The organism is Rhizobium sp. CBN3 (assembly GCF_030518245.1).
Lineage (GTDB): Bacteria > Pseudomonadota > Alphaproteobacteria > Rhizobiales > Rhizobiaceae > Rhizobium > Rhizobium aethiopicum_A.
This window is the reverse complement of record NZ_JAULSE010000009.1, coordinates 114,214-136,847: the sequence shown is the minus strand read 5'-3', so window position 1 is coordinate 136,847 and position 22,634 is coordinate 114,214. Positions and strand designations below refer to the sequence as shown.

23 protein-coding genes are annotated in these 22,634 nt (G+C 62.6%); 7 read left to right on the top strand and 16 right to left on the bottom strand.

All coding sequences use genetic code 11. The features are described from left to right. Positions 1–329 precede the first annotated feature (329 nt). Together QWJ46_RS15685 and QWJ46_RS15680 are read right to left on the bottom strand one after the other, a co-directional pair. The gene (locus tag QWJ46_RS15685) at positions 330–521 is read right to left on the bottom strand and encodes a hypothetical protein (protein ID WP_184460487.1); all 192 of its coding nucleotides are present in this window, start codon (positions 519–521) and stop codon (positions 330–332) included. Positions 522–539: 18 nt separating this feature from the next. Next, a complete protein-coding gene (locus tag QWJ46_RS15680; protein ID WP_302752028.1) occupies positions 540–1,400 on the bottom strand; it encodes a S49 family peptidase in 861 nt (286 codons plus the stop codon). Between the two features lie 182 nt (positions 1,401–1,582). On the opposite strand from QWJ46_RS15680, the gene QWJ46_RS15675 reads away from it, so the two are divergent. Next, on the top strand, positions 1,583–2,923 hold the full coding sequence (locus tag QWJ46_RS15675; protein WP_184460489.1) for an Nramp family divalent metal transporter: 1,341 nt from the start codon (positions 1,583–1,585) through the stop codon (positions 2,921–2,923). Here QWJ46_RS15675 and QWJ46_RS15670 read toward each other — a convergent pair. After that, entirely contained in the window at positions 2,913–3,710 is a 798-nt protein-coding gene (locus tag QWJ46_RS15670; RefSeq protein WP_302752027.1) for a tRNA1(Val) (adenine(37)-N6)-methyltransferase, read from the bottom strand. The genes QWJ46_RS15675 and QWJ46_RS15670 overlap by 11 nt on opposite strands. A gap of 7 nt (positions 3,711–3,717) precedes the next feature. After that, positions 3,718–3,945 carry a DUF2007 domain-containing protein gene (locus tag QWJ46_RS15665; protein WP_184460491.1) on the bottom strand — a complete coding sequence of 76 codons (228 nt, stop codon included), beginning with the start codon at positions 3,943–3,945 and terminating at the stop codon, positions 3,718–3,720. Positions 3,946–4,053: 108 nt separating this feature from the next. Here QWJ46_RS15665 and QWJ46_RS15660 point away from each other — a divergent pair, with 108 nt between their 5' ends. The 4 genes from QWJ46_RS15660 (at position 4,054) to moaB (ending at position 8,478) form a co-directional block, all read left to right on the top strand. After that, on the top strand, positions 4,054–5,070 hold the full coding sequence (locus QWJ46_RS15660) for a polyprenyl synthetase family protein (protein WP_285194730.1): 1,017 nt from the start codon (positions 4,054–4,056) through the stop codon (positions 5,068–5,070). Positions 5,071–5,197: 127 nt separating this feature from the next. Continuing rightward, positions 5,198–7,030: a tetratricopeptide repeat protein gene (locus QWJ46_RS15655; protein ID WP_302752026.1), complete on the top strand. Its 1,833-nt coding sequence runs from the start codon at positions 5,198–5,200 to the stop codon at positions 7,028–7,030. Between the two features lie 12 nt (positions 7,031–7,042). Then, positions 7,043–7,927 carry a 4-(cytidine 5'-diphospho)-2-C-methyl-D-erythritol kinase gene (locus tag QWJ46_RS15650; RefSeq protein WP_302752025.1) on the top strand — a complete coding sequence of 295 codons (885 nt, stop codon included), beginning with the start codon at positions 7,043–7,045 and terminating at the stop codon, positions 7,925–7,927. Continuing rightward, positions 7,927–8,478 (top strand): molybdenum cofactor biosynthesis protein B, encoded by a 552-nt coding sequence (moaB, locus tag QWJ46_RS15645; protein ID WP_302752024.1) that lies wholly within the window; start codon positions 7,927–7,929, stop codon positions 8,476–8,478. Before QWJ46_RS15650 ends, moaB begins: the two co-directional genes overlap by 1 nt. Positions 8,479–8,497: 19 nt before the next feature. Here moaB and QWJ46_RS15640 read toward each other — a convergent pair whose 3' ends face one another. Continuing rightward, entirely contained in the window at positions 8,498–8,854 is a 357-nt protein-coding gene (locus QWJ46_RS15640) for a hypothetical protein (RefSeq protein WP_302752023.1), read from the bottom strand. Positions 8,855–9,281: 427 nt separating this feature from the next. Further along, a complete protein-coding gene (locus tag QWJ46_RS15635) occupies positions 9,282–9,800 on the bottom strand; it encodes a glycosyltransferase family A protein (RefSeq protein WP_302752022.1) in 519 nt (172 codons plus the stop codon). 139 nt (positions 9,801–9,939) lie between these two features. On the opposite strand from QWJ46_RS15635, the gene QWJ46_RS15630 reads away from it, so the two are divergent. Together QWJ46_RS15630 and QWJ46_RS15625 are read left to right on the top strand one after the other, a co-directional pair. Continuing rightward, positions 9,940–11,097: a PA0069 family radical SAM protein gene (locus QWJ46_RS15630; RefSeq protein ID WP_302752021.1), complete on the top strand. Its 1,158-nt coding sequence runs from the start codon at positions 9,940–9,942 to the stop codon at positions 11,095–11,097. Between the two features lie 167 nt (positions 11,098–11,264). After that, positions 11,265–11,954 (top strand): ribonuclease HII, encoded by a 690-nt coding sequence (locus tag QWJ46_RS15625; protein WP_184455153.1) that lies wholly within the window; start codon positions 11,265–11,267, stop codon positions 11,952–11,954. A 354-nt stretch (positions 11,955–12,308) separates the two neighbouring features. Here QWJ46_RS15625 and QWJ46_RS15620 read toward each other — a convergent pair whose 3' ends face one another. The 10 genes from QWJ46_RS15620 to QWJ46_RS15575 all read right to left on the bottom strand — a co-directional run bounded on the left by QWJ46_RS15620 (position 12,309) and on the right by QWJ46_RS15575 (position 22,578). After that, positions 12,309–12,803, bottom strand: a complete 495-nt coding sequence (locus tag QWJ46_RS15620; RefSeq protein WP_302752020.1) for a F0F1 ATP synthase subunit B — start codon at positions 12,801–12,803, stop codon at positions 12,309–12,311. 3 nt (positions 12,804–12,806) lie between these two features. Further along, on the bottom strand, positions 12,807–13,430 hold the full coding sequence (locus QWJ46_RS15615) for a F0F1 ATP synthase subunit B (RefSeq protein ID WP_302752019.1): 624 nt from the start codon (positions 13,428–13,430) through the stop codon (positions 12,807–12,809). Between the two features lie 77 nt (positions 13,431–13,507). Then, positions 13,508–13,735 carry a F0F1 ATP synthase subunit C gene (locus tag QWJ46_RS15610; RefSeq protein WP_003588243.1) on the bottom strand — a complete coding sequence of 76 codons (228 nt, stop codon included), beginning with the start codon at positions 13,733–13,735 and terminating at the stop codon, positions 13,508–13,510. A gap of 68 nt (positions 13,736–13,803) precedes the next feature. Further along, on the bottom strand, positions 13,804–14,556 hold the full coding sequence (locus QWJ46_RS15605) for a F0F1 ATP synthase subunit A (RefSeq protein WP_302752018.1): 753 nt from the start codon (positions 14,554–14,556) through the stop codon (positions 13,804–13,806). Between the two features lie 63 nt (positions 14,557–14,619). Beyond that, positions 14,620–14,955 carry an AtpZ/AtpI family protein gene (locus tag QWJ46_RS15600; RefSeq protein WP_184455156.1) on the bottom strand — a complete coding sequence of 112 codons (336 nt, stop codon included), beginning with the start codon at positions 14,953–14,955 and terminating at the stop codon, positions 14,620–14,622. 272 nt (positions 14,956–15,227) lie between these two features. Next, positions 15,228–16,439, bottom strand: coding sequence for a cell wall hydrolase (locus tag QWJ46_RS15595; RefSeq protein WP_302752017.1), 1,212 nt, complete (start codon positions 16,437–16,439; stop codon positions 15,228–15,230). A gap of 283 nt (positions 16,440–16,722) precedes the next feature. Further along, on the bottom strand, positions 16,723–18,624 hold the full coding sequence (locus tag QWJ46_RS15590; protein ID WP_184455158.1) for a potassium transporter Kup: 1,902 nt from the start codon (positions 18,622–18,624) through the stop codon (positions 16,723–16,725). A gap of 18 nt (positions 18,625–18,642) precedes the next feature. Further along, a complete protein-coding gene (locus tag QWJ46_RS15585) occupies positions 18,643–19,617 on the bottom strand; it encodes a magnesium transporter CorA family protein (protein ID WP_302752016.1) in 975 nt (324 codons plus the stop codon). 450 nt (positions 19,618–20,067) lie between these two features. Beyond that, positions 20,068–21,228, bottom strand: coding sequence for an Mrp/NBP35 family ATP-binding protein (locus QWJ46_RS15580; protein ID WP_302752015.1), 1,161 nt, complete (start codon positions 21,226–21,228; stop codon positions 20,068–20,070). Positions 21,229–21,843: 615 nt separating this feature from the next. Beyond that, positions 21,844–22,578, bottom strand: coding sequence for a LuxR family transcriptional regulator (locus QWJ46_RS15575; protein WP_302752096.1), 735 nt, complete (start codon positions 22,576–22,578; stop codon positions 21,844–21,846). Between the last annotated feature and the right edge of the window lie 56 nt (positions 22,579–22,634).

Here is a 22,634-nt window from a genome sequence, read left to right as displayed (position 1 = left end):
GGATGGCACCGCTGGCTTGGGAATTATCGGCGCGACAGGTGCCATGGAGGGCGGCAGGGGTCAAGGGTTTTGCGGCATCGGGCGGCTGGCTAAAATACGCAAGAGAGATTCAGCCGCCGTAGCAACTCGAGCACGCACCGGCGCGGCATGTCCCTTCTCCCCTCGGGGAGAAGATGCCGGCAGGCAGATGAGGGGGCGACACGGCACGCCCTCTCCCAATATCTATTCGGTCAAGCGCGCGATAATACTGTCAAGCCTGCCGGTGCGTGCGGCCCCCTCATCCGCCCTACGGGCACCTTCTCCCCGCTGGGGAGAAGGGGAATCAAGACCTATTCTTCCTCCCGCTTCAGCCGATACTCCCCTGTGGCCGGATCCTTGACCAGCGTGCCGATCGCGCCGGTCTGGCGTTCCTTTTCGGCGCGACGCGATTTTTCGGCGAGCTTGCGGGCATCGGAGACGAAGCGGCGGTAGAGCCACCAGGCTGAGAACACCAGGATCAGGATCGTGATAAGCTGTGCCATGCCCCTCTCTTGCTCCTCTCAAAGCCCGAAGCGGCTCCACAATGCTCTCTCTTCCGCTGCTTCGACAAGTCCTGTTGCGAGACCTGCCCCCGCGCCTTCGAGGGAGATCGGCGATACACCCGGAATGCGGCGGCCGAAGAGGCCGCGGCCGGCGGTGACGAGTTGCAGCCGGGTCTTCTGGCCGTAGCGCCGCTTCAATTCCTGGCGCATGTCGCCGAGGCCGTCGATGAGGCCGAGCTCGAGGCCGCGGGTACCGCTCCAGAACAGGCCGGAAAACACCGTCGCATCATCCGTCAGCTTGCCGGCGCGGCGCTCGCGCACCATTGCGATGAAGACCTGATGGATTTCGAGCTGCAGGCTCTTGAGGTACTCGATATCCTTTTCCTTTTCCGGCTGGAACGGATCGAGGATCACCTTGTTTTCGCCGGCCGTATAGACGCGGCGCTCGACGCCGATCTTCTTCAGCAGTTCGGGAAAGCCGAAACCGCCGGAGACGACGCCGATCGATCCGACGATCGAGGTGGCGTCGGCGATGATCTCGTCGCCGGCAAGCGCGATCATATAGCCCCCCGAAGCGGCGACATCCTCGACAAAGACCAGCACCTTCTTCTGCTTTTCGCGGGCGAGCTCACGAATGCGGGTGAAGATCAGGCGGGACTGGACCGGCGAGCCGCCCGGCGAATTGATTGTTATGGCAACCGCCGGCGCCTCCTTCATGGCGAAGGCCTTTTCCAGGACCGGGGCGACATTGGCGAGATTGAGGGTGGGCCGGAACTGGCCGCCGCCGCTGATGATCGCACCCTGCAGCCTGACGACGGGAATGGTGAGGCCCTCCTTGCGGAACCGTTTCGGCAGCAGCTTTCTCAAGAATCCGGCCATTTCCCATCCTTCGCTTCAGGTCGCACGAACATCATTTCGCGATCGCATCCATGTATGCGCTGGAACGACAAACGCAATGGCCGCGTTCCTGAAAAACACCGGATTGATTTTCTTGTTGCGAATGACTTGCATTATCATTCTAATCGGTCATAGTGCACGGACGATAAACAGGTGGAAATGGCATGGATGCCCTCAATCCCAATGCAAACAGCGGCTGGCGACACGAACGCGGAGAGGCGTCGCTGTCGGATGTCTACCGCACCGTCGGAACGGGGCGTCACAGCTCGATGTGGCGCCGGGCAGCGGCCTTTGCCGGGCCGGGCTACATGGTCGCCGTCGGCTACATGGACCCCGGCAACTGGGCGACCTCGCTCGCCGGCGGCTCGAAATTCGGCTATGCGCTGCTCACCGTCGCCCTGCTTTCCAACCTGATGGCAATCGTGCTGCAATCGCTCTGCGCGCGCCTGGCGATCGCCTCCGGTCGCGACCTCGCGCAGGCCTGCCGCGACGCCTTTCCGAAATACGTCTCGGTGCCGCTCTGGGCCTTTGCGGAAATCGCCATCATCGCCACCGACATTGCCGAGGTGATCGGCACGGCGATCGGCCTCAACCTGCTGATGGGTATCCCGCTCGAACTCGGTGTGCTGATCACCGCGCTCGACGTCTTCCTGATCCTCTTTCTGCAGAGGCTCGGCTTCCGTTGGGTGGAAGCCTTCATCATCGCGCTGCTCGGGGTCATCGCGCTCTGCTTCGGCGTACAGATCTTCCTGGCCGATCCGCAATGGGGCGCCGTCATCACCGGCTTCTTCCCGACGACCGAAATCGTCACCAACCCGGAAATGCTCTACCTGGCGCTCGGCATCCTCGGCGCGACCGTCATGCCGCACAATCTCTATCTGCACTCCGGCATCGTGCAGACGCGGGCCTATGGTCACACGATCCCCGAGAAGAAGGAGGCGCTGACCTTTGCGACGATCGACTCGACCGTCGCGCTGTGTTTCGCGCTTTTGATCAATGCCTCGATCCTGATCCTTGCGGCCGCCGCCTTCAATGCCAACGGCAAGACCGATGTCGTCGAGCTCGGCAATGCCTATGCGCTGCTGTCGCCGCTGCTCGGCCTGGCGATCGCGCCGACGCTCTTCGGCATCGCGCTTCTCTGCTGCGGCCTCAACTCGACGGTGACGGCAACCCTTGCCGGCCAGATCGTCATGGAAGGCTTCCTCAAGATCCGGCTGAAACCGTGGGTGCGCCGGCTGATCACCCGCGCCATCGCCATCGTGCCGGCGGCGGTCGTCACCATCTGGTACGGCAACCAGGGCACGGCCGAACTGCTGATCCTCACCCAAGTGGTGCTCAGCCTGCAGCTTTCCTTCGCCGTCTTCCCGCTTGTGATGTTCACCGCCAACCGGGCCAAGATGGGCGAACTCGTCGCGCCGCGCTGGCTGAGCGGCATCGCCTATGTGATCGCTATCGTCATCGCCGGGCTGAACGTCAAGCTGCTCTTCGACTTCGTCACCGGCTAGCGTTTGACGGTCGAAGCCTGGCATAGGCCGCCCGGCCATTGTTGAAATCATCGACGAGAGGGGAGAACTTGTGGCTCCCCTCTTCGTGCATGACGAGGGCCGCGCGCAGCGACAGCCGCGCCCGCGAACCCTTAATGGCGGTCACCAGGATACGGACTGCATTTTCCCCTGGGCGCGGATGGATGGCTGTTATTTCGATGCCGCCGAAGCGCCGGCCGCAGGCATCGATGATTTCGGCGATCGACTCGGGTCTGGCGATCAGCGACAGTTGCCCGCCCGGGATCATGATGGCGCCGGCGGTGCGGATCCAGCTTTCGAACAGGCCATCGGTCATCGCATGGGCTTCGGCTTTCAGCGAATCGGGCGTGCGCCGGTCGCCGGCATCGTTGAAGGGCGGGTTCATGATTACGTGATGGAAGCTTTCATCGGCAAGGCCTGCATCGTTGCGCGCCTTGGCGGTCAGCGTCACATCGGCCTCGACGACACTAAGGCGGCCGGCGAGATGGGCATTTTCCGGCAAAAGGATGCTGCGGCGGGCGTAATCGGCCATTTCGGCAGAGCGTTCGAACAGCACCACCTCTGCATTGGCAAGGCGCGAGGCGACGGCGAGGCCGGCGGCACCGGCGCCGGCGCCGAGATCGGCAACCCTGACCGGGCGATCGTCGGCGACGAGGGCGGCCAGCAGCATCGCATCCATGCCGGCGCGATGGCCCCTGCCCTTCGGCTGCACGAGATGAAAGGCGCCGCGATGGAAGGCATCGATGGTTTCAGCGGGTCCGCCGGTCATCGCCCGCTCACGTCCTGTCGCGCAGCTCGCCGCCGAGGCCGGCGTCGATCAGGATGCGGCGGGCCTGGTTGGCCATGTCCTCATCCACCAGCAGGCGGCGCGGCAGCATGCCGAGCGAGCCTTCCAGCACGCTCATGCCCTGATCGGCGATGAAGCAGTGAATTCCGGCATCCTTCATCAGGCTCTCGGCGAAGGAGAGCAGGACAGGATCGTTGGCGCGGATAAGTTCATGCATTTGCCGTCGTTTTCCTTCCAATTTCGGCTGACGCGACAATTCACCCCTTGCCGCGTCCATCGCCCCTTTCTATTGTCAGATGCAATGAGTGAACAGGAGTCCGGGTCGTTGGGCGTGGTCATACCGCTTGAAGAAAGCAAAAACAAACTGGCATCCATCAAGCCGCTGGTCGATCTCACCCGGGCTGACATGGAGCGGGTGAACCAGCTCATTCTGTCCAAGGCCGGCTCCGACGTGCAGATGATCCCCGAAGTGGCCAACCATCTGATCTCATCAGGCGGCAAGCGGCTGCGGCCGATGCTGACGCTGGCGGCCGCCTCGCTGTTCGACTACCGCGGCGAAAACCACATCAAGCTCGCCACCTCGGTCGAATTCATGCATACGGCGACACTGCTGCATGACGACGTCGTCGACGAAAGCGACCTGCGCCGCGGCAAATCGACGGCGCGGATGATCTGGGGCAACCAGGCAAGCGTGCTGGTCGGCGATTTCCTGCTCGGCCAGGCCTTCCGCATGATGGTCGATGTCGGCTCGCTCGATGCGCTCGACGTCCTGTCGTCCGCTGCCTGCGTGATCGCCGAAGGCGAAGTGCTGCAGCTTTCCGTCGCCAAGAACATGGAGACGACGGAGGACGATTACCTCTCCGTCATCCGCGCCAAGACGGCGGCTCTCTTCGCGGCTGCCGCCGAAGTCGGGCCGATCGTTGCCGATGCCGGCCGCTCCGGCCGCAATGCGCTGAAATCCTACGGCATGAATCTCGGCCTCGCCTTTCAGCTCGTCGACGATGCGCTTGACTATGGCGGCAAGGCCGCCGATCTCGGCAAGAATGTCGGCGACGATTTCCGCGAAGGCAAGATCACGCTGCCCGTCATCCTCGCCTATCGCCGCGGCACCACGGAGGAGCGCGCCTTCTGGCGTGATGCGATCGAGGCCGGCAACAGCAGCGACGCCAACCTGGAAAAAGCGCTCGGGCTGATCACCAAATATGGCACGCTGAGCGACACGATCGGCCGGGCGGTCCATTACGGCACGATCGCGCGCGACGCGCTGGCGCCGCTTCCCGATACGGTATGGAAATCCGCCCTGATGGAAGTGATCGACTTCTGCATCGAGCGCGTCAATTGATCGAACGCCGCGATCGAGGCTGATTTTCTTGCAGCGCCGCTCCAAAAAAGCCATCCTGTTATGACTCAGTGATGACGACTGATTTGCGACCGGCAGCGGCCGGACGCTCTCGAAGAAAGGTTTTCTAATGCGGCAGAGAATTGCCATCCGTCTTCTTACGAGCGCAGCGCTGGCGGCTGTCCTTTCGCTTGGCGGTGTTGCCGGCGTGAGTGCCGAAGATGCGGCCAAGGCGGGCGATGCCGGCAAAGCCGAGAGCTTCTTCGATGCCGATAACGTCACCACGTTCTCAGGCGCCTTCCTCGCCGCGCGCACAGCCGATGTCGATCACGATTACGAGACCGCGATAGCGCTCTACAAGAAGGCGCTGCAGATCGAGCCCGGCAATCCCGAGATTCGCCAGCGGCTGATGATCTCGCTGCTGCTCAACGGCGACATCAAGGAAGGCGTCAAATACGCCAACGATCTGAAGGGCGATCCCTCGGTCGAGCGCATCACCACGATCGTGCGCGGCATGGATGCCGTGCGCCGCGACGACTACAAGACCGCCGAGTCGATCCTGAAATATAAGGGGCCGAACGATCTCGACCGGATGATGAACGACCTGCTGCTCGCTTGGGCCCGGGTCGGCGCCGGCCGCGGCAAGGAAGCGCTCGCCATGGTCGAGAAGATGAAGGGGCCGGACTGGTTCCGCATCTTCCAGAACTACAATGCCGGCGCCATCGCCGTCGTCACCGGCGACGTGAAATCGGCCCGCCAGCATCTGAACGACGCCGTGCTCGACAAGGAAGGCGGGGCGACGGCGCCCGACACCTTCATGCGAGCGGTGATGGCGCTTGCCCGCCTCGAGGCCGCGCAGGGCAACAAGCAGAAGGCGCTCGACGCTGTTTCGGTCGGCGATAACCTGCTGCCGAATTATGCGCCGCTGAATGCGCTACGCGACAGCATCGAGAAGGGCGAAAAGCAGGAGCAGCAGGTCAAGACCGCCGAAGAAGGCGCTGCCGGCGTGCTCTTCTCCGTCGGCGGTGCTCTGAACCGCGATGGCGCCGAGGATATCGTCTCGCTCTACCTGCAGACCGCCAAGGCGCTCGACCCCAACAGCGCCGATACACTGGTGCTGCTCGGCGGCATCGCCGAAAAGCAGAACCAGATGGACCGCGCCATCTCCCTCTATAAGAAGGTGCCGGAAGATTCGCCGATGCGGCGCATCTCCGAGCTGCAGCTCGGCCTCGCCCTTGCCCAGGGCGGCAAGGTCGACGAGGCGCGCAAGCACCTGCAGGCGCTGATCGCCTCGGATCCGAAGGACATCCGCAGCTACCTCGCCTATGGCAGCGTGCTCTCCGACGCCAAGGACTACGAGGCGATGGCCGCCAATTACGACAAGGCGGTCGAAGCGATCGGGCCGATCCCCGGCCGCGCCAACTGGAGCGTCTTCTTCCAGCGCGGCATCGCCTATGAGCGGCTGAAGAAGTGGGACCAGGCCGAACCGAATTTCCGCAAGGCCCTGGAGCTCAACCCCGACCAGCCGCAGGTGCTGAACTATCTCGGCTATTCCTGGATCGACATGAACCGGAACCTCGACGAAGGCCTCGCCATGATCAAGAAGGCCGTCGATCTCCGCCCTGACGACGGTTACATCATCGATTCGCTCGGCTGGGCCTATTTCCGCCTCAACCGCTTCGACGACGCCGTCGACGAGCTGGAGCGGGCGGCGCAGATCAAGGCCGGCGACGCGACGATCAACGACCATCTCGGCGATGCCTACTGGCGCGTCGGGCGCAAGCTCGAAGCCGTCTACCAGTGGAACCGGGCGCTCGCCTCCGAGCCTGAAGCGGCCGAAATTCCGAAGATCAAGGAAAAGGTCGCAAACGGCCTGCCCGCTGACGACGATGCCAAGGCGGCAGACAAGAAGCAGCCGGATCCGGCGCCGGTCACGCCGCCGCCGGTCGACAAGAAGTCCTGACGGGCGCGACCGATGCCTGAGCAGGGCTTGGCCGACGCTTTCGGCGTCACCGAAGAGGCGCGCGCGAAGATCAATCTCGCCCTGCATGTGACGGGCCAGCGGCCGGACGGTTATCACCTGCTCGATATGCTGGTGACCTTCGCCGATTGCGGCGACCGGCTGGGCTTCCTGCCGGCGCAGGCCGACGCCTTCACCCTGTCGGGCCGCTTCGGCGAGACGCTTGCCGGCGACGGCGGCACCAATCTGGTGCTCAGAGCGCGCGACCTCCTGCGCGAAGTCGTGGGCGGCCTCGCCTTCCCTGTTCACATCCACCTCCAGAAGAACCTGCCCGTTGCCTCCGGCATCGGCGGCGGCTCGGCCGACGCGGCGGCGACCCTGCGTGGGCTGATGCGCCTCTGGGGCACTGGGTTGCCGGTGGAGACGCTGGCGGCGCTGGCTCTGAAGCTTGGGGCCGACGTGCCCATGTGCCTCGAGAGCCGGCCGCTGATCGCCCGCGGCATCGGCGAGGAGATCGAAGCCGTGCCGGATCTGCCGGCCTTCGCCATGGTGCTTGCCAACCCGCTAAAGGGGGTTCCGACGCCGGAGGTTTTCCGCCGGCTCACGGCAAAGAACAATCCGCCCCTGAACCTCGCACAGACCGCCGGCTGGCTGGCGGCGATCGGCGCGGCTCGCAACGACCTGGAGCCACCGGCGCGCGAGGCCGTGCCCGAAATTGCGGCGATCTCGGCGATGCTGCAGGCTGAGGGCGCTCTTCTTGCCCGCATGTCCGGCTCCGGCGCCACCTGCTTCGGGATCTTTGCCGACATGGCCGCCGCGCGAGATGCGGCGGCGGCTCTTCACGCGGCGCGGCCCGACTGGTATTTCCAAGCGACGGAAACGGTTTCGGGAGGCATGTGATGGCAGGTTTGGATGAAAAACGGCCCTTCATCACCGTCGGCATAGCGGTTCTCACGGTCTCGGATACGCGCACGCCGGAGACGGACAAGTCCGGCGATACGCTGGCGGCGCGGATCGCCGAGGCTGGCCACAGGCTGGTCGAGCGGGCAATCGTGCCCGACGACCGGGAGAAAATCGCCGCCCAGGTCAAAACCTGGACCGAGCGGGATGAGATCGACGTCGTCATCACCACAGGCGGCACCGGCTTTACCGGCCGAGACGTGACGCCCGAGGCGCTGGAACCGCTTTTCGAAAAACGCATGGATGGCTTTTCCGCCGTCTTCCACCGTATTTCCTACGATAAGATCGGCACGGCGACGATCCAGTCGCGCGCCACCGCGGGTGTTGCCAACTCCACCTTCATCTTTGCTCTGCCCGGCTCGCCCGGCGCCTGCCGGGACGCCTGGGACGGTATCCTGAAAGCACAGCTCGACTATCGCAGCGTGCCGTGCAATTTCGTCGAGATCATGCCGCGCCTGGATGAGCACTTGAAACGCGGCGCGCAGAAATAGGACTGGCCGTCTCAATTCTTTAAGTGGCAATGCCCGGCAGAGCCGGCATCGAATCCCAGCTATCACCCGACAGCAGAATGCAGCTTATGCCGTGAACATCCGTGATCACGAGCGTCCAGGTGCCACTTTTGGCGGCATAGACCTCGAGAACGGCGTTCTGGTTGACCAGCCCGACCGCGGTGAGCTTCTCACCGAAATTCCTGTCGAGGAAACTGACGACGTCGGATCGGCCTGCGCAACTGAGCATCGTCTGCGATGCTGCCGAATGCGGATGCGCGATCACCAATGTCGGCAATATGACGGCCAGCAGGCCGCAGATCATACTGCGTACGCCGTCGATCCTACCGCGTACGCCGTAGATCCTACCGCGTGGCATGAAGCACCTCCTTTCGCCGGAAATCCGGCAGAAGAGGAGATTTTTCGCCGACCTGTTCTGCCGTTCACCGGCATTCCACGGCATCCGTTGCGAAGCGCGGCGCTTCGGCGGCGCCATGAGCGAATTATAGCGCGAAATCCGATTGGGCGCCATCTTTGCGCGATGGCGGGATCGGCGAACCGCCTATTAGAGAAAACCCCTCCCCAACCCCTCCCCACAAGGGGGAGGGGCTAACACGCTGCGCCAACTGCGCAGACGTCAGCCCTACTGCAGATGCAAAGGGTGGAGCGGATGCGAGGTGAAATGGAAAGCAGGGGGCGGCACGTTAGCCCCTCCCCCTTGTGGGGAGGGGTTGGGGAGGGGTTTTTTGCGGGTCTGCACCGGACAGTCATGAACCATATCCAGACATCATAAAGCGTAGAACCGCTCAGCGCGCGGCACGCGCCACCCAGGAGGGAATCAATTCACTTGCGAGCTTGCGCGGCTTCTGGCCCTTGGCGAAGTCGGCAACATGCATCCCGCTTCTGGCGGCGGCGAGCGCCAGGTTCTTCGGCATCAACAGCCCGAGCTCCAGCGGCGGCCGGGCACGGGTGACGCGCTGGAAGAACGGGCGTCGATAGCCGCGCGACGCGGCAAAGCGCGCTGGTGTCTTATTCAGCGCCACATATTCGGCGATCTCATCGATCCAGCCGGCCTGGGGCCTGGCGCCCGGCTCGATAAAGAGCAGCCATTCGCCTCGGGCGGAGCGAACGATGTCCTTGATATCCCACTGTGAATGGAAACGGCAGCCGGCGGCGTCGGCGACCCGCGAGGTGCCGTCGCGTGAGCCGTGATCGAGCACGATCACATCGCTGACGAGCCCTTCCACCGCGCCTGCAACCAATACCGATAAGGTCTGCGCCAGTTCGGATTCCTGATCCTGACATTCGAGAACAACCGTCAACATCGATTATTCATAATGCGCCGCACAATTTTTTGCCAGCACCCTTTTGCGCATTTTGTTCTTGCATTGTTCTCATTTTGCCGATAGGAATTTAATCATCAAAACGGGTGGAGGCAACGGCTTTCCGCCGCGGGAGAATCCGATGAGAGAGCAGTCCCTGGCAGGGCAGGCCGCATTCGCGCCTGCCAATACGGCAGATATTGCCGATGCGATGATCGTGTCCTCAGGTCTCAGGGTCGAGGGCGACCGGCGGCGGGGGCGCGGAGCCGGACTGAACCCGACAGGGCGGTTCGAAGCGCTGCAACGGGAGACCTTCGACGACGGCTGGCAGACCCTGGAAGACCTGCCGCCGTTCAAGACCGAGGTGCAGATCGAAAAGCCGCGCACCGCGATTACCCGCAACGAATCGCCGGATCTTTCCTTCGACCGCTCGATCAATCCCTATCGCGGCTGTGAGCACGGCTGCATCTATTGTTTCGCCCGCCCGACGCACGCCTATATGGGGCTTTCGGCGGGACTCGATTTCGAGACGAAGCTCTTCGCCAAGCCCGATGCGGCGAAGCTCCTGGAGCGGGAGCTCGCCAAGCCGGGCTACAAGGTGCGGGTGATCGCGATCGGCACCAATACCGACCCCTATCAGCCGATCGAGAAGGAATGGCGCATCATGCGCGGCATCCTCGAGGTGCTGAACAAGGCGAACCATCCGGTCTCGATCGTCACCAAGTCGGCGATGATCCTGCGCGATCTCGACATTCTGCAAGAGATGGCCCGCAAGAACCTGGTGCGCGTCGGCATCTCGGTCACCACGCTCGACCGCAAGCTTGCCCGGGCGATGGAGCCGCGCGCCGCCACGCCGCCGCGACGGCTGGAGACCATTCATGCGCTCTCGGAGGCAGGCATCCAGACTGCCGTCATGGCCGCTCCGCTGATCCCGGCGCTGAACGATCACGAGTTGGAACGCATCCTCGAATCGGCAAAGGCTGCCGGCGCCGCCGAGGCGAGTTATGTCATTCTCAGGCTGCCGCTCGAAGTCAGCCCGCTCTTTCGCGACTGGCTGCTGCAGCACTATCCCGATCGTTACCGGCATGTGATGTCGCTGGTGCGCTCGATGCGCGGCGGCAAGGATTACGACGCCGAATTCGGCAAGCGCATGAAGGGCGCCGGCCCCTATGCCTGGCAGATCGCCCGGCGTTTCGAAATGGCGGCGAAACGCTTCGAGCTGACGCGGCGCAGCGTGCCGCTGCGCGACGATCTGTTCGTGCCACCGGATGGTAGCGGCGTGCAGCTGTCGCTGCTCTGATTTTTCAAGTTTGCGCATCGGCTGCTCAGAAAAACCGCCCTGTTTTCGAGCCCCGAGCGCAATTCCCGCGGATGGCCCTGACCGCCACCATCCGCCGGGCCGTCCCCGGCCGCCGCCCTGATCCGGGGACTTGCGGGAAATCGGGTTGGCGTGCGAGGTTCAGCCGCATGAAACGTCGCACGCCACCCGATTCTCCCCTGCTTTTCGACACGGTCCCTCTCGTGCCGGATTTCAAGCTCGAGCTCAAAGCCCGCAAGGCCGGCCACTGGCCGGTCGCCGGCGCCGACGAGGCAGGCCGCGGGCCGCTGGCGGGGCCTGTGGTGGCTGCCGCCGTCATCCTCGATCCGAAGCGCATCCCTGAAGGCCTCAACGATTCCAAGCAGCTCTCGGCGCAGCGGCGCGAGGAACTCTTCGTGCAGATCCTGGCGACCGCGACGGTTTCCATCGCCTCCTCCAGCTCGACCCGCATCGACGAAACTGACATTCGCAAGGCGAGCCTGGACGCGATGCGGCGCGCCATCTGCAGCCTCGCCATTCCCGCAAGTTACGTGCTGACGGATGGGCTTGATGTGCCGCCCGGCCTCGATTGCCCCGGACAAGCGGTTGTCAAGGGCGATGCCCGCTCGGTCTCGATCGCCGCCGCCTCGATCGTCGCCAAGGTGACGCGCGACCGGATGATGGCGCGGGCCCATAATGTTTTTCCGGATTACGGGTTTGCCGCCCATGTCGGCTACGGCACGGCGCAGCACCGCGCCGGCATCGAGAAGCACGGTCCCTGTTCGCTGCACCGGATGAGCTTTAGACCGCTGCGCAAGGGCGAGGACGGGCCTGAGATGGACGAGCTGATTTCCGAGTAGCGTAATTCAACTGAAAAAGTGGCAATGCCAAACCGGCAGCAGAAAGCCGGTGCGGCGGCTTGCTCCCTCTTCTCCCAGCGGGGAGAAGGTGGCCCGAAGGGTCGGATGAGGGGGCCACACGACACACCGATCATTTTGCCCTTCGCTTGCACTCCGTGCATTCGCGGCTTTGCCGCTCACCCCCTCATCTGCCTGCCGGCATCTTCTCCCCGCTGGGGAGAAGGGATTCGTCGCAGCGTCGCGCCTCATTCTCAGTCGTTTCCGAGTTTGACGTAGAGACTGCATAAAGAGTGAGGCCACCAAAAGAAAAAGGCCGGGACATGCCCGGCCTTTCCCTCATTCATTCGATACCGCTCAGTTGAGCCGTGTCTTGACCTGGCCGACGGCGTTGCCGAAGAGCTCCGACTGGACCTTACCGTCGGCCTTCTTGGCGAGCACCGTTTCGGCGGCTGCGATGGCCAGATCGACGGCGGCGGAACGCACCGCCTTCATCGCATCGGCCTCGGCCTGCTTGATCTTCTGCTCGGAGAGCGCCGTGCGGTTGGCGACGAATTCTTCCGTCTTCTTCTTCGCCTCGGCAGTCAGCATCTCGGCTTCGCGCTCAGCGGCGGCAACGATGTGGGCAGCTTCCGCTTCCGCTTCCTTGCGCTTGCGCTGGTATTCGGCGAGCAGATGCTGGGCTTCCTCGCGCAGGCGCTTGGCTTCGGCCAGCTCGTTGCGGATCTGGTCGGCGCGGTCGTCGAGCGAGCGTGCCATCATGCCGGGAACCTTGAGGTAAACGACCAGCGCCAGGAAGAGGACAAGGCCGACAAAGGCGAAGAAAGTGGCGTCAGGGTGAAAAATATCCATCGATCAAGCCTCCTTCTTGGCGGCCGCGACGGCGGCGGCGACGTCTGCCTGCGCAGCGGTGCTGCCGATCAGCTGTTCGACGACCGCGGCTGCCGTTTCCTCGGCAATGGTGCCGACGTCGGCGAAAGCCTTGGCCTTGATGTCGGCGATCCGGGCTTCGGCAGCCTTGATCTTTTCCGACAGGCTCGTTTCGACGGTGCGACGATCCTCTTCGGCCTTGACCTTGGCGGCGTCGCGGGCAGCGGAGCCGATCGCGTGGGATTTGGCGCGGGCAGCGGCCAGTTCGCCTTCATAGGTCTGGACGGCGGCGTCGGCTTCCGCCTTCAGGCGGCCTGCTTCTTCCAGATCCTGAGAGATGCGCGTGTGGCGCTGGTCGAGGATGGCCCCGATGCGCGGCGCGATGACCTTTTGCATAAGGAGGTAAAAGACGCCGAACGTAATCACCAGCCAGAGCAGCTGGGATGCGTAGGTTGTCGAATCGAAAGGCGGGAACGGGCCGCGGGCGTGTTCGCCTTCGGCAACGCCGGTCTCGGTATGGACCTCGCCTGCGGCCGGAGCGGCATGCGCATCCGTGCCGGTCGCTGCCGCCGGTGCTTCTTCAGCGTAAGCCGGGGTCACAAAAAACATGCTCACCTCCAGGTGGACTGCAAATGCAAAGGATCACGGCTTGCGGTAGCAGGCCGTGATCCATCTATTCGCCGATATCAGACAGCGAAGAGGAGGAGGAGAGCGACGAGCAGCGAGAAGATGCCCAGAGCTTCCGTAACGGCGAAGCCGAATACCAGACGGCCGAACTGGCTGTCAGCGGCAGACGGATTGCGCAGAGCGCCGGAGAGGTAGCTGCCGAAGATATTGCCGAGGCCGAGAGCCGTACCGGCCATACCAAAGCAAGCCAGGCCTGCACCGATGAACTTTGCTGCTTCCGCTTCCATGTTGAACTCCTTTGAAATGGTTGTTGCGGCGAATGACTGACGCCCTGGAGACGTCGTTGTCGTTATCCTTAGTGCCCGCCCGGATGGATTGCGTCGTTGAGGTACATGCAAGTCAGCACCGCGAAGACGTAAGCCTGGAGGAAGGCGACGAGGAACTCGAGACCGGTCAGGGCGACGGTCATGATGAGGGGAAGAATGGCGCCGCCGACACCGACTGCACCGAGGGCTCCAAGCGAGGCGACGAAGCCTGCGAACACCTTCAGCGTGATATGACCGGCGAGCATGTTGGCGAAAAGACGAACGGAGAGCGAAATCGGACGGGACAGGAAGGAAATGATTTCGATCGAGACGACCAGCGGCAGCAATATGCCCGGCACGCCCGAGGGCACGAAGACATTCAGGAAGTGGAAACCGTGCTTATAGAAGCCGTAGATCAGAACCGTGCTGATGACGAGAATCGCCAGCGCGAAGGTGACGATGATCTGGCTGGTGATCGTGAAGAAATAGGGGAACATGCCGAGCAGGTTCGCCGTCAGCACGAACATGAAGAGCGAGAAGACCAGCGGGAAGAACTTCAGTCCCTGCTTGCCCGCGCCTTCCTTGAGCATGTTGGCGATGAATTCATAGGACATTTCCGCGACCGACTGCGAACGACCGGGCACGATGGCGCGGTTCGAGGTCGAGAAATAAAGGAAACCGGCGGCAACGGCTGCCGAAGCGACCATGAAGAGCGATGCGTTGGTGAACGAAAAATCAATTCCGCCGATTTCGATCGGGACAATCTTCTGGATCAGGAACTGATGAGTCGGATCGTTAGACACCGCTTGTTCTCTCTCTTTGGCCCGCAGGACGCGGGGTCATTGCACTGGACCGGGACCGGCCCCCTATTTCTTGTCCTGGTCGTCCAGCGGATGGGCAACCACCCCCGCAGAACGCAGCACGTTCAGAACGCCGGCACAGAATCCGAGAAGCAGAAGAACAATCAACCCCCAAGGCGCCGTGCCAACAAAACGGTCGAGAAGATAGCCAAGGACGGCACCGACGACGATTGCGGCAATGAACTCGCTGGAAAGCTTCATCGCCTGGGCATAACCTTTGCGGCTTACCTCAGCTTGGGCCTCGCTTGCTTGTTCCACTCCCGCCTCAGCGCGCTTGGTCGCGAGTTCCGCTCCCAGTTGCGCACGGCGCTTCTCAAGACTTTCTTCGCGGTCGTCCGCCATGGATCTCTCCTCGCCTGCCCGTCGCCCGCACTCCCGCTACCCCGGTCATTCGGACCCCGGACGCGAAGGTTGAGACCCTTCCGGCCCGTTCTGAAGTCGCGCGCAACATAGTTTTAGGGATTGGTATAGTCAAGGCGTAGGCAGCTTCTGTCCAGCCAGAAAATAATTCTGTAAAAACAATTAGATATATCGATATTCAGCCGTGCGGGCAAATTCGACGGAAAGAATCCGCTTTTGCAGGCCGGAAATCGCTGCCGCCCTGGCGCTTTATCTCAGCTCCAGCCGCCGCCATAGGTGCGGTAGAAGACGTGGAGACCGATGCGGCCGACCTTTTCCATGGTCTTTGCCCATTTCGGTCTCACATAGACGGCATGGTAGTGTGTTGCCGAACCCACCTGCGGCAGCCAGATCTTGCCTGATGTCACCGCCATCGCCACGTCTCGGGCCACCCGCCAGTGATATTGCGAATTCACCCGGTCCTTGATGCTGTCGCAGGCGAAGGAAAACTGGCAGCGGTTGCGCCAATCCTCGTTCTGGTAAACGACGCCGCAGATGCTCTTGGGATAGGCGGGGTTGCGAACACGGTTGAGGATGACCTGGGCGACGGCCGCCTGGCCCTTCACCGATTCCCCGCGCGCCTCGAAATAAATTCCGGAGGCAAGGCATTGCTGCTCGCGGGCGGAGAAGACGCTCGGCGGCAGCACGCTTGCGGCCCAGGCGTGGTCGCCCGGACCGATCTGGGGAACGAAGCGGCCGCTGTCGGGTTCGGTCAGGATCGAATCGAAGGGCGACTGGCGGGCATAATCCGGTGCCGCCGGCGCATAGGCGGTGGCAAGCACGTCGGCCTTGTTGCTGGTGACGAGGCTTGCGAGCATCGCCGGCACGCCGACCTGCGGCATCACCGGCTGCTTCTTATAGAAAGAGGTGGCGATCTCGATTTCCCTGCCCTGGATCTTCGGCTTGACGAAAGCCGACCGGTCCTTGAGATCGAAATTCGGTGTGAAGAGCATCTTGGTGCGCTCGAGAATCGAGCCGGCGGAAAAGTCCTTCGGCGGCTGCATCTTCTCGACGGCGACGACGCGGCCTTTCTTCGTGCCGCGAATGACGCGGTCCTCGTCCGGCGTGTCCTCGTGACCCTTTTCCTTGGCCGTAAAAGCCACCTTGCGGCCATCGGGCAGCACCATGCCGGCGCCTGAGGCGATCGAGCCGGTCGCGGCCGGATCGGCGAAGGCGAGCTCGGCCTGATGGATGGAGCCGGCCGGCGAATTGGTCAGCACCATGCGCCAGCTCTCCCCTTCACCGTCGAGACCGGCGAGCATGGTGGCGAGATCGGCGTGGGAGGCAACGCTTGGGAAGATCAGCCAGACGGCAAGCCCGAAGATGGCGGGCGAGACCCAGTTCTCGGGGAGAAGACGCAGCTTGCTACGGGAAGGGCTCTTTCGACGCAACACGAACTCCGGGCATGGAACGCGGGAACATGCCATCGAAAATCTCTCATTAACCTTGACGTCCGGTTAACGAAGCGTGCCGGAAAGTAGCAGCGGGAGTTTTTGGATGTTCTAATATGGCTGATAAGTTCATGGGACGAAGTGTGTGTCGCAGCCTTGTGAAAGACCCCGCCCCAACCCCTCCCCACAAGGGGGAGGGACTAACCCGGGGGTTCCGCCTCGCTCCTCCGACACGTTGCAGATATGGTAAGCCGGCGCGGCAAGTTAAGCCCCTCCCCCTTGTGGGGAGGGGTTTGGGGCGGGGTCTTTGCCCCACGCATCAAATAATAACGTGCGAGCCCAGCTCCACCACGCGGTTGGCCGGCAGGCGGAAATAATCCGAGGGGTTGGCGGCGGCGTTGGCGAGCGCGATGTACAGCCGGTCCTGCCAGTAGGGCATGCCCGACTTGGCATCCGGCACCAGTTTGCGGCGGCCGAGATAGAAGGAGGTCGACATGATGTCGAACTTCAGTCCGGTCTTGCGCAGCGTCGCCAGCGCCTGCGAGACGTTCTGCGATTCCATGAAGCCGAAGAGCAGCTCGACGCGCGAGAAGCGTTCGGAAATCGGCTCGACCTTGTAGCGGTCGTGGCTCGGTACACGCGGCTTGTTGACCGTGCGGATCGTCAGAATGACGTTGCGGTCGTGAAGCACGTGGTTGTGTTTGAGATTGTGCAGCAGGGCGGCGGGGGCCGATTCCGGATCACTGGTCAGGAAGATCGCCGTGCCCGGAACCTGCGCCGGCGAATGCTCGCTCTTGCGCTCGATGGAACTGACGAAGGAGGCGAGCGGAATATCGGTGTGCCGGGTCTTCTCCATCAGGATCGCGGTGCCGCGGCGCCAGGTCCACATGACGACGGTAAAGGCGGTGGCGATCAGGATCGGGATATAGCCGCCATCATGGATCTTCAGAAGGTTGGCGCCGAGGAAGATCATTTCGAGGACGACGAGCGGCGCGAGCGCGATCACCGCGACCGGCAGCGACCAGTTCCAGCGGGCCCGGACGAATTCGAAGGCCATGATCGAGGTGACGACCATGGCGCCGGTGACGGAGATGCCGTAGGCGGTGGCCAATGCGTCCGACGTCTTGAAGCTCAGCACCAGGAAGATGACGCCGAAGAATAGCACGGCGTTGACCGACGGCAAGAAGATCTGTCCGGTATTGGTTTCCGAGGTGAAGAGGATTTCCATGCGCGGCAGGAAGCCGAGGTTGATGCCCTGGCGCACCAGCGAAAAGGCCCCCGTTATGACGGCCTGGCTGGCGATGATTGTTGCGGCGGTGGCGAGGATGACGACCGGCAGCAGCGCCCATTGCGGAAACATCAGATAGAAGGGATCGGACATCGTCTCCGGTCTGCCGAGCACGAGCGCGCCCTGCCCGAGATAGTTCAGCGTCAACGCCGGAAACACCAGCGCGAACCAGGCCCATTGGATCGGGCGACGGCCGAAATGGCCGAGATCGGCATAAAGCGCCTCGGCGCCCGTCACCGTCAGGAAGACGGCACCAAGCACGACGACACCATAAAAACCCTCATGCAGCAGGAAGCTGACGGCATAATAGGGGTTGAAGGCGGCCAGAATGCCGAAATCGTCGGAGATATGGGAAATGCCGGCGGCGGCGATGACGAGGAACCAGACGGCGGTGATCGGGCCGAAGAATTTGGCGACGGCGCCGGTGCCGCGCGACTGCACGACGAAGAGCAGCACCAGGATCGCCACCGAGATCGGCACGATATATTCCGCCAGGCTTGGTGTGACGAGCTTCAGACCCTCGACGGCCGACAGCACCGAAAGCGCCGGCGTGATCATCGCATCGCCGAGGAACAGGGCAGCGCCCATCAGTCCGAGCAGCATCAGCATTGCGGTATGGCCGTTGGCGGTCTTCATCAGAAGGGCGAGCAGCGACAGCGTGCCGCCCTCCCCGTCGTTGTCGGCGCGCAGCAGGAAGAGAACGTATTTGATGGTGACGATGATGGTCAGCGCCCAGATCATCAGCGAAATCAGACTGATGACCTCGAAACGGGTGACGCCGTCATGGGCGACGGGCTTCAGCGCCTCGCGAAAAGCGTAGAGCGGGCTCGTGCCGATATCGCCGTAGACGACACCGACGGAACCGAGCGCGAGATAGAACAGCTTGCGCGGCGTCATATGGCGATCGTGCGGAGGATGGCTCTCTTCGGACATGAAATTTCAACAAGCTCCTCAGAGCCAGCCTTTCCAGCGAAAAAAGAAAAATGGAATGACGGCCGATATTACCATCAAGGCCAGCGAATAGGGATAACCCGCGGTCCAGGCCAATTCCGGCATGACCTGAAAATTCATGCCATAGATGGAGGCGACCAATGTCGGCGGCAGGAACACGACTGAGGCGATCGAGAAAATCTTGATGATCGAGTTCTGCTCGATATTGATGAGGCCGAGCGAGGCATCGAGCAGGAAGGTGATGTTGGCGGCGACGAAGGAGGCATGCTCCGACAGCGACTGAATGTCGCGCGAGACGGTGCGGCAGAGCTCTTTCGCCTCGTGGTCCTGCTGGATCGCCGGGACCGTGTAAAAGAACGTCAGAAGCCGGGAAAGCGAGCCGAGACTGTCTCGCAGCTTACTGATCATGCGGTGATGACCGGCGATATCGCGCAATTTCTGCTCGAGGTAGTTCGAAGGCTTGCGGACCTTTTTCGCCCTGCCGAAGACATGCGTCGACAAGATGTCGATGCGCGAGACGGAGGTTTCGAGGATTTCGGCGGTCCGGTCGACGATCGTCTCCAGCAGCTTGGCGAGAAGGGCCGCGCCGCTGCGCCAGTTTTCCGGCAGCCGGTGAAGGGCGGCGATGAACAGCGCAAAGGATTTCGGTTGGGCGTAGCGGATGGTGACCAGGCGGTTTCCGGCCAGGATGAAGGCGACGTCGGTCAGCGTCGGCGCGTCGGTATCGGCCTTCCAGACCAGCGAAGCGGTCATGAAGACGGCGTCGTTTTCGATATAAAGGCGAGCCGACGGTTCGATGTCCTTGAGATCGTCACGGGTCGGAACCTCGATACCGAGAACCTTCTCGACATAAAGCTCCTCCTCGCGGCTCGGCTCGATCATGTCGATCCAGACGACATCCTCGGGAAAGGATGCCGGCTGCGCGAGATCGCGGATTTCGACCAATTTGCAATTGGAACGGTAAGCGGTGATCACCGGCAGCGTCTCCGATGCTCACGACACTTCGTGGTCATCATCTTCATTGCAAGCCTTTCCATCCGTCCGCCATCGCGGCAATGCGAGGGTGGCTCGTTCCAGGCCCAAACGGAAGCGGATCAAGAAAGTTCATACAACTCCGGCTGCATCCGGCCTCGAAAGCCAGCATGCCCATTGTGCTCCACCGCATCGCAGTACCCATCCTTCGACCTTGCAGGCGGGCCGGACCTTCGAAACGAAGACGGCCGTCGTTGAGCATCTGCAGCAATGCCATCATGGCGCCGCGGCATATGAAGCAAAGCCGTGAAATAATCAAGACATCTTCCGTGAAGCGCGGCTTTTCACCACATTTCCCGCACAATTCGGGGTGATCGCAACGGTGATTCGGCGGCTCAGCGCTCTGCTGTCATGCGCGCCCTGGCCCGGAAGTCCTGCCCATAAACGGAGACGTCATTCAAAGACGATCGCCGGCGCCGGGCGCTGGGGCTGGCCGCCTAGCTGCTGCCACACCTTGGCGGCGATGCCGCGATAGATGCCCGCGACGACGCCGTTCGGATCGGAGGCGACGAGCGGCGTGCCGGCGTCGGAGGTTTCGCGGATGTTCATCGTCAGCGGCACTTCGCCGAGGAAGGGCACGCCGATGCGCTCGGCCTCCTTGCGGGCGCCGCCATGGCCGAAGATGTCGTAGCGGGTGCCGGTATCGGGGGCGATGAAATAGCTCATATTCTCGACGATACCGAGAACCGGCACCTCGACCTTGCGGAACATGTTGAGGCCCTTGCGGGCATCGATCAGGGCGAGATCCTGCGGTGTCGAGACGATGACGGCGCCGGCAAGCGGCACCTGCTGGGCCATCGTCAACTGCGCATCGCCGGTGCCGGGCGGCATGTCGACGACGAGGACGTCGAGCTCGCCCCATGCCACTTCGCGCAGCATCTGCATCAGGGCCGACTGGACCATCGGTCCGCGCCAGATCATCGCCGTCTCCTCGTCGACGAGGAAACCCATCGACATGACCTTGAGGCCGTAATTCTCCATCGGATTGATGATGCGGCCATCGATCTGCGTCGGGCGACCGGAGATCTTCAAGAGCCGCGGCATCGAGGGGCCGTAGATATCGGCATCGAGAATACCGACTCTGAGACCGTTGGCGAGCAGGCCGAGCGCCAGGTTGACGGCGGTGGTGGACTTGCCGACCCCGCCCTTGCCGGAGGCGACGGCAATGATCGCGCCGATACCGGGGACGCCGATCTTGCCGGCGCGGGGCGGCTGTTGCTGCGGCGCATGCGCATGATGCTCATGATCATGACCGTGGGGCGGATTCGACGCCGGGCGGGCAGCGGGCGCGGCGGCGGCCGCCTTCTTGTCCGCAGTCAGCGTGACGAGCGCACCCTTGACACCCGGCATCTCCTTGATGACGCGCTCGGCGGCGAGCCGCATCGGCTCCAGCTCCTTGGCGCGCTCGGCCGGAACGGTGATGGAAAAATAGACCTTGCCGTCGGAGATGAAGACATCGGAGACCATGCCGAGCGCGACGATGTCGTGTTCGAGATCCGGTCCGCGCACGGTCTTCAGCGTTTCGAGAACCTTTTCCTTCGTGACGTCGGTCATTCCACCCTCATTGCTTCTTCTCGCAGACTACGGCGCCGCGCGTCTTTCAAGACGCACGCATGATTTTAGTCTTGGCCGATTCCGACCAAGGCACGAAATCATGCGGTAGAGATAGTGGAGCCGCACGCCTTCGCCAAACAAAATCATCGGAAGGAAAATCGATTTGCCGGCTTCAAAAACGCCGGCGGGGACCCCGCGAAGCCGTTGCGGCCATCAAGTCCGCCGGGCTTTTTCGCCCTGATGGCCGCAACGGTCTCTCTCCCCGAGAATCGGCGCAATGCGGGGCGAACTAGCGCAAGCCAAAAAAAAGGCCAGAGAAAAGTGACCGGGGAGAGGAATTCGTGAACAGCTGCGGAAGAAGCGGTGCCAAAAGGCAACAACCGCCACCGACGCCGAGGGCCGGGAGAGAGGCGGCGTCGGCGTCGGTCAGCGGTGTGTCGGCCGCGCCATTTCCTGGCGCTGGTCATCAAAGTCCCCTCTGGACCTCTGGCAAAGGAGATGCAGAAAGCGTGCCAGATGAAAAAATCGGGAAAAGCGCTGAGAAGTGCCGGCGGCGCATCCCGGTTCTGCCTAAGCACTGAGCGACCGCCCGCAGCGCGCCGCCATCTTTGCGACTTATTTGATCAGGCCGATCCGCAGCGCCTTCGCGACCGCCTGGGTGCGGTTGACCGTGTCGAGCTTCTTGGTGGCGCGATTGAGGTAATGATTGATCGTATGCTCGGACAGCGCCAGGATTTCGGCGATTTCGGCGCTGGTCTTGCCGGCAGCCGTCCAGTTGAGGCAGTCGATCTCGCGGTCGGTCAGCGAGTCCGTCATGCGCGTATCGAGGTTGCGGATTTCGGCAAGCCTGTCGAAGACATGGATGGCGATATAGCAAAGCTCGCGCATCTCGGCGGCGCCGAAGGGTTCACGGTCGCCGGAGAAGGAGACGGCGCCGCGCAGGCCTGAGGCCTCATGCGTTGGGAAGTAGGCGCCGCGTATCATCCTGAAACGCTCGAACAACCCCGTGACCAGGGCGGACTTGCCGTCGTCACGTGACCAGGCCTCGCGCGACATGTCGTAGAAAAAAGGCCGTGTCGATGTTCTCAGCCGCCTCAGAACCGGGCTGTTCACCATCAGCGCTTCCTGGTCGTAGAGCGCCAGAAGCTCGGCCGGCCAACTGGTGATGACGGTGTTGCCCTGCAGGTCGAGAGAGGTGATCGGCGGCAGGTTGAGAACCATGAAGGCGCGGCTGCGATAGGCTTCCGTGACGCGTTTCAAGAAACGGAAAATATCGAACTGCGTCTTCAGGCCAGCGATTTCGTTGATGTAATCGTCTTCTTCCGTGGATGTTTGCGACAAGGGTACCATCACAGTTTTCATCTTTGGCGCCGCGGCCGGTTCGGTTGCATCGAGGCGTGAGGAGC

Coding starts and splice junctions, on each gene's coding strand:
- QWJ46_RS15685 (WP_184460487.1), bottom strand. CDS start 521: ATGGCACAGCTTATCACGATCCTGATCCTGGTGTTCTCAGCCTGGTGG.
- QWJ46_RS15680 (WP_302752028.1), bottom strand. CDS start 1,400: ATGGCCGGATTCTTGAGAAAGCTGCTGCCGAAACGGTTCCGCAAGGAG.
- QWJ46_RS15675 (WP_184460489.1), top strand. CDS start 1,583: ATGGATGCCCTCAATCCCAATGCAAACAGCGGCTGGCGACACGAACGC.
- QWJ46_RS15670 (WP_302752027.1), bottom strand. CDS start 3,710: ATGACCGGCGGACCCGCTGAAACCATCGATGCCTTCCATCGCGGCGCC.
- QWJ46_RS15665 (WP_184460491.1), bottom strand. CDS start 3,945: ATGCATGAACTTATCCGCGCCAACGATCCTGTCCTGCTCTCCTTCGCC.
- QWJ46_RS15655 (WP_302752026.1), top strand. CDS start 5,198: ATGCGGCAGAGAATTGCCATCCGTCTTCTTACGAGCGCAGCGCTGGCG.
- QWJ46_RS15650 (WP_302752025.1), top strand. CDS start 7,043: ATGCCTGAGCAGGGCTTGGCCGACGCTTTCGGCGTCACCGAAGAGGCG.
- moaB (WP_302752024.1), top strand. CDS start 7,927: ATGGCAGGTTTGGATGAAAAACGGCCCTTCATCACCGTCGGCATAGCG.
- QWJ46_RS15640 (WP_302752023.1), bottom strand. CDS start 8,854: ATGCCACGCGGTAGGATCTACGGCGTACGCGGTAGGATCGACGGCGTA.
- QWJ46_RS15635 (WP_302752022.1), bottom strand. CDS start 9,800: ATGTTGACGGTTGTTCTCGAATGTCAGGATCAGGAATCCGAACTGGCG.
- QWJ46_RS15630 (WP_302752021.1), top strand. CDS start 9,940: ATGAGAGAGCAGTCCCTGGCAGGGCAGGCCGCATTCGCGCCTGCCAAT.
- QWJ46_RS15625 (WP_184455153.1), top strand. CDS start 11,265: ATGAAACGTCGCACGCCACCCGATTCTCCCCTGCTTTTCGACACGGTC.
- QWJ46_RS15620 (WP_302752020.1), bottom strand. CDS start 12,803: ATGGATATTTTTCACCCTGACGCCACTTTCTTCGCCTTTGTCGGCCTT.
- QWJ46_RS15615 (WP_302752019.1), bottom strand. CDS start 13,430: ATGTTTTTTGTGACCCCGGCTTACGCTGAAGAAGCACCGGCGGCAGCG.
- QWJ46_RS15610 (WP_003588243.1), bottom strand. CDS start 13,735: ATGGAAGCGGAAGCAGCAAAGTTCATCGGTGCAGGCCTGGCTTGCTTT.
- QWJ46_RS15600 (WP_184455156.1), bottom strand. CDS start 14,955: ATGGCGGACGACCGCGAAGAAAGTCTTGAGAAGCGCCGTGCGCAACTG.
- QWJ46_RS15595 (WP_302752017.1), bottom strand. CDS start 16,439: ATGGCATGTTCCCGCGTTCCATGCCCGGAGTTCGTGTTGCGTCGAAAG.
- QWJ46_RS15590 (WP_184455158.1), bottom strand. CDS start 18,624: ATGTCCGAAGAGAGCCATCCTCCGCACGATCGCCATATGACGCCGCGC.
- QWJ46_RS15580 (WP_302752015.1), bottom strand. CDS start 21,228: ATGACCGACGTCACGAAGGAAAAGGTTCTCGAAACGCTGAAGACCGTG.
- QWJ46_RS15575 (WP_302752096.1), bottom strand. CDS start 22,578: ATGGTACCCTTGTCGCAAACATCCACGGAAGAAGACGATTACATCAAC.